Here is a 4319-nt window from a genome sequence, read left to right on the forward strand (position 1 = left end):
TCGGAAGCTTGGACGTAGTGGACGGCCACGAACTCGGACGTGAGGTCGTCCGATTCGAGCAAGAGGTAGTCCCTGATGACGCCCGGTTGCCCGTTCTGGAACTCCTTGACCGACGAGAGCGTGCGGGCCTGCCGCCGGAAGCCGTCAACCCAGTTATCGAGGCCGTCAGCCTGTAACTCGGCGGTCGAGACGACCTGTGCCTCTACGCGCTGGTCGAGCGTTCGCGTCGTGTCAGTGTAGAACACCGCTCCGATTCCTCCGGCAACCAGGACCGCCACCAGCACCGCGGCCACGAACTTCCGGACGAAGCTCCCTCGCACAGCGGCCGGGACGAGGTGGGCGACTCGGGGACGGAAATCTCGGCTCACCATTCGTTCGGCGATTTCCAGTTATCGTACAAAAAACTACGAGATATATAGAAGTACTGACAAAGGTATATACGAACAGTATGGGTGAATTCAGGCAATGAAACGTCTAAGAGTTACCTTCAGAATCACCGGTCCGACAATTCGACATCGATAGCCACCCACCCATTATCAAATTCAACACTCTGGTGTGATACTATCCCTGCCATCCGTTGCTGGCGCGGCCGTCTCGCTTCCAACCGGAGACTTATGCCGGCAGGTACGGTAGTGTCGATATGAGCGAACAGCGGTCCCTGCTCGTTCGGGCGGTGTGGTTCCTGCTCGTCGGCTGGTGGGTGACTGGCATCTGGCTCTCGGTCGCCTGGTTCCTGAACGTCACAATCATCGGCCTCCCGTTCGGCATCAAGATGATAAACAAGGTGCCGCTGGTGCTGACGCTCAAGCGACGCGACCGACTCGTCACGGAGAGTGACGGCGGCTCACAGCACTCTCTGCTCATCCGCGCAGTCTGGTTCGTTTTCGTCGGCTGGTGGGCCAGTGGGGTCTGGACTGGTGTCGCGTACGCGCTCTCGCTGACAATCGTCGGCTTGCCGCTGGCGATCTGGATGTACAACAGGCTCCCGTTCGTCGTTTCGCTGTATCAGTACTGACCGTCAGTCCAGATACGGCTTCTCGATGTCTGTTTCGACGGTGATGAGAGCGTTTATGCGCGTGGTGATGCCGTCAAACAGGGTGATAAGTGGGGAGAGCACGCGCTCGACGACCCGGACCGGCGGTGCGACGGTCAGGGCCCACTCCTGTGCGTTGCCGAGGCCGAACGCCTTTGGCACGATCTCGCCGAAAATCAGGATGAGAAAGCTGGTGACGACTGTGGTTGCGACGACCGCCGGCCCCGGTGAGAGATAGCTCGCCACGAGGACGGTGATGATGCTCGAAATTGCGATGTTGACGATGTTGTTGCCGACCAGCAACGTCACTAGCAGGCGATGTGGATTGTCGTACAGTTCCTGTAGCACCTGCGCCCGTCGCTCCCCCGTTGCCGCCTGTTGTGCTATCCAGTCTTTCTGTAGCGAGAACACTGCTATCTCCGAACTGGAAAAGAACGCACTCAATCCGAGAAGCAAGACCACCGCAAGCCCGCCACTAATTGCCACGATAGGACCACTCATATCCCGTCTTCAGCCAGCCGAGGCAAGAAGGCGTCGACGCTGCCTGAGGGCCCGTGAGCCGACGGATGCGGCGAAGGATACTCTACGTTCCAGCCCATTGTTATCGTATGCCACTTGGCCAGGTGGAACTGGCACTGCGCGTCATCGCTGGCCTGTTCGTCATTGTCGCACCGACGCTGTTGTTTCTGGGGCTGTGGCGCGGCCTCGAAGCGATGCGTGACGACGAACTCATTCAGCAGGCCCACCAGCGCGCCGAGATGCGGGACCAGCCGTCCGCTGGTCCTGACTGGTCGACCGATACGCTCCTTGCTGATGAGTCGTCACCGCTGTCTGAAACAAAGATGTCGGTCGTGACCTGTAGCACCTGTGGCACGCCGAACGTACAAGACGCCAGCTACTGTCAGTCGTGTCTCACAGAACTAGATGAGTCAGTCTAACGAGTCGTCTCCGTCGATCTGAATCGCTATTGTCGGCTCGGACCGCACGACGCTGCAGTCGCTGCCTCGCTCGATGGCGAACGTTACCTGTCCAGTGCGGTTCGTGTCCAGTCTGAACTCGCCCGTAATTGCGTAGGACTTCGTGGTCGACCCGGCGAGCGTATCTTCGTCCCAGTCTCTATCCACATCGACCCACACGTCCTCCCGGGGGTTCTCGGCAGGTCCGACGAGACAGCTTGAGACGCTCGGGGGGTTGAGTGCCCGCAGGAACGGTGACGGGTTCGAAGCCGTAACCGTTCCGATCTGCCTGCTGACGGGTGGGTACCCGCCACCTCCCTGCCTTGTTTCCGGGACCGACACGGTGACAGACTCGTTTGTCTGCACATCGTAGGTCACCCCGCCGCTGAGCGCGTCGGCTCCCACGATGACGGCGCTCACGATGAGGAGGCCGCCGAGGGCGGCTGCCGCCGTTCGCCGCGACGGTGTCGGAATCCCTGCCCGGAGCGCGTAGCCGAGCCCGACGAACAGCCCCGCGGACGCGGCGAGCAACAGGAACGTCCCCGTCTCGCCCGGCGAATACCGAACGACGACGTAGCCGACGAACACGACGTAGGTCACGCCACTGAGAGCGAAGGCGACGACATCTAGCACGTCCCGCTCGAGGGCCACACCCGCAACGAACAGCGCAATAAACCCCAGCAACAGCAGCGCCGCTTTCACCGTTATCGAGAGATTGAACACGACATCGCGGACGAAATACAGGAGCGCTGCTGCGGCGAACAGGACGCCAAGTGCATACAGGAGCTTGCCGCTGTCGATAGCAAAGCGCATGGAGGGTCACCGGTAATTCTCTTAGCTGACAAATAAAGCCACGGCTGGACAGTGCAGGCCTGGGACTTGCAGTAATCGAGAAGCCAAACAGAACCGGGTCGCTAGTCGTCGGCTGTCGCTCGTCCGGCGTCAGCACCGTTCGACAGCGGTGTCCGCTCGACGACCTTTTTCAGCGTCGGGTCGCCTCTGGCGACCACTCCTTGAAAAACGTCGATGAAAAAGGCTGGTGGCTCACTTCGTTCGCCACCAGTACAATTAATCGTCCGCAGCCGCCTGACTGCCCCGGTCGGCGGGCCCGGACAGCGGTGTCCGCTCGACGACCGTTCCGTCGTAGGTCGGATACTGCTCGACGATTTCGCCCTTCTCGACGTCGCCTTCCTCGACCATCTCCTCCAGCAGCCACCAGGCGAGTTCGACGTGCTCGGATTTGACGGTGTAGTACTCCTCGGGGACGCCGAGGGTTTCCAGACGGGCTTCGGAGGTCCACGCCTTCCCGTAGACGAGCGTCCCGTCGTCAGTCACGTCGTCGAACGGGCGGCGGATGTTGCGGGCCATCCGCTTGAGCCGCGAGCGGTGCTGGGCGGCGTCCTTGAACACGCTCGTACAGAAGTACACCTTTTCGTGGTCGCCCATTTGCTCCAGAATATCGTGGGACCCCTCGACGGCGCTCATGTGGTCCTCTTTCAGTTCGAAGCCCTCCTCCTGCATCCGGCGGTAGTTCCCGTCGGACATCTCGAACTCGTTGATGTTACAGAAGTCGGCCGCGCCCTCGTCCAGGAATTCGAGGAACTCCTCTTCTGCGCGGATGCCGGGAATCTCGAAGGCCGGAGTCAGCCCTTCTTCGCGGGCGATGTAGAGGATGTCTTCCCACTCGGTCCCGTGGAGGTCGCCCCACTGCTCTAGAGGCGGGTGGAAGCGGATCTCGTCGAGGCCGGCTTCCGAGAGGCGGCGCATATTCTCGCGACCGCCGGGGATGCCGGTGTAGAGGTGCGTGTGGTGGTCCTCGCCGAACTCGTCTTTCAGCAGTTCCAGATAGTGACAGGTCCGGTCGAGCACTTCCTGGGGTTCGCCGCCGGTAATCGACGTGCCGAGCGCGCTCATGCGCTTGGCCTCCTCGATGACGTCTGAATCGTCCTCGATGGGGCGCTCGTTGGCGTACATCTGGGTGACGTTCTTGCGGTTTTCCCCGAGGGGACAGTAGAAGCAGTCTCGCTGGTCGCAGTAGCCGTAGACGAACAGCACCATCTTGCCGCCTTTGGCGCACTGTTCGCAGCCCTCGGAAATCATTACCTGTAAACACCGCTCCCAGCGGGAAAAAGCGTGCGCATCGGCTCGTGAGTGAGATGGGACAACATGGCTGGGCCACGCCAGATAGGGACCGCTTTGAATGGGCTGGGGCCCGTTCTGTGTGTATGGATGACGAGGATGCTGACCCCGTGGGCGGGCCACTGCCGGAAGCGGAGTCGTTCGACGATAGAGTGCTGGGGGTCAGCGAGTCGCTCATCCGGTACGTCGAG

At 61.0% G+C, this 4319-nt stretch carries 5 protein-coding genes and 1 pseudogene; 2 read left to right on the top strand and 4 right to left on the bottom strand.

Going from position 1 to position 4319, the window contains the following annotated elements; genetic code table 11:
• Positions 1-371 (bottom strand): annotated as a pseudogene (locus G9463_RS23315) (histidine kinase); the annotation flags it as partial.
• A 269-nt stretch (positions 372-640) separates the two neighbouring features.
• Between G9463_RS23315 and G9463_RS23320 the strand changes: the two are divergent.
• Positions 641-1015 (top strand): YccF domain-containing protein, encoded by a 375-nt coding sequence (locus G9463_RS23320; RefSeq protein ID WP_004960000.1) that lies wholly within the window; start codon positions 641-643, stop codon positions 1013-1015.
• Between the two features lie 3 nt (positions 1016-1018).
• Here G9463_RS23320 and G9463_RS23325 read toward each other — a convergent pair whose 3' ends face one another.
• Positions 1019-1534: a CNNM domain-containing protein gene (locus tag G9463_RS23325; protein WP_004960003.1), complete on the bottom strand. Its 516-nt coding sequence runs from the start codon at positions 1532-1534 to the stop codon at positions 1019-1021.
• Positions 1535-1641: 107 nt separating this feature from the next.
• Between G9463_RS23325 and G9463_RS23330 the strand changes: the two genes are divergently transcribed.
• Positions 1642-1971, top strand: coding sequence for a zinc ribbon domain-containing protein (locus G9463_RS23330; RefSeq protein WP_004960006.1), 330 nt, complete (start codon positions 1642-1644; stop codon positions 1969-1971).
• On the opposite strand, the gene G9463_RS23335 is transcribed toward G9463_RS23330, so the two are convergent.
• The gene (locus G9463_RS23335) at positions 1963-2802 is read right to left on the bottom strand and encodes a DUF2157 domain-containing protein (RefSeq protein WP_165897962.1); all 840 of its coding nucleotides are present in this window, start codon (positions 2800-2802) and stop codon (positions 1963-1965) included. The genes G9463_RS23330 and G9463_RS23335 overlap by 9 nt on opposite strands.
• A gap of 255 nt (positions 2803-3057) precedes the next feature.
• Entirely contained in the window at positions 3058-4089 is a 1032-nt protein-coding gene (locus tag G9463_RS23340) for a radical SAM protein (protein ID WP_165897963.1), read from the bottom strand.
• Positions 4090-4319 lie beyond the last annotated feature (230 nt).

This window comes from Haloarcula sp. JP-Z28 (assembly GCF_011440255.1).
Taxonomy (GTDB): domain Archaea; phylum Halobacteriota; class Halobacteria; order Halobacteriales; family Haloarculaceae; genus Haloarcula; species Haloarcula marismortui.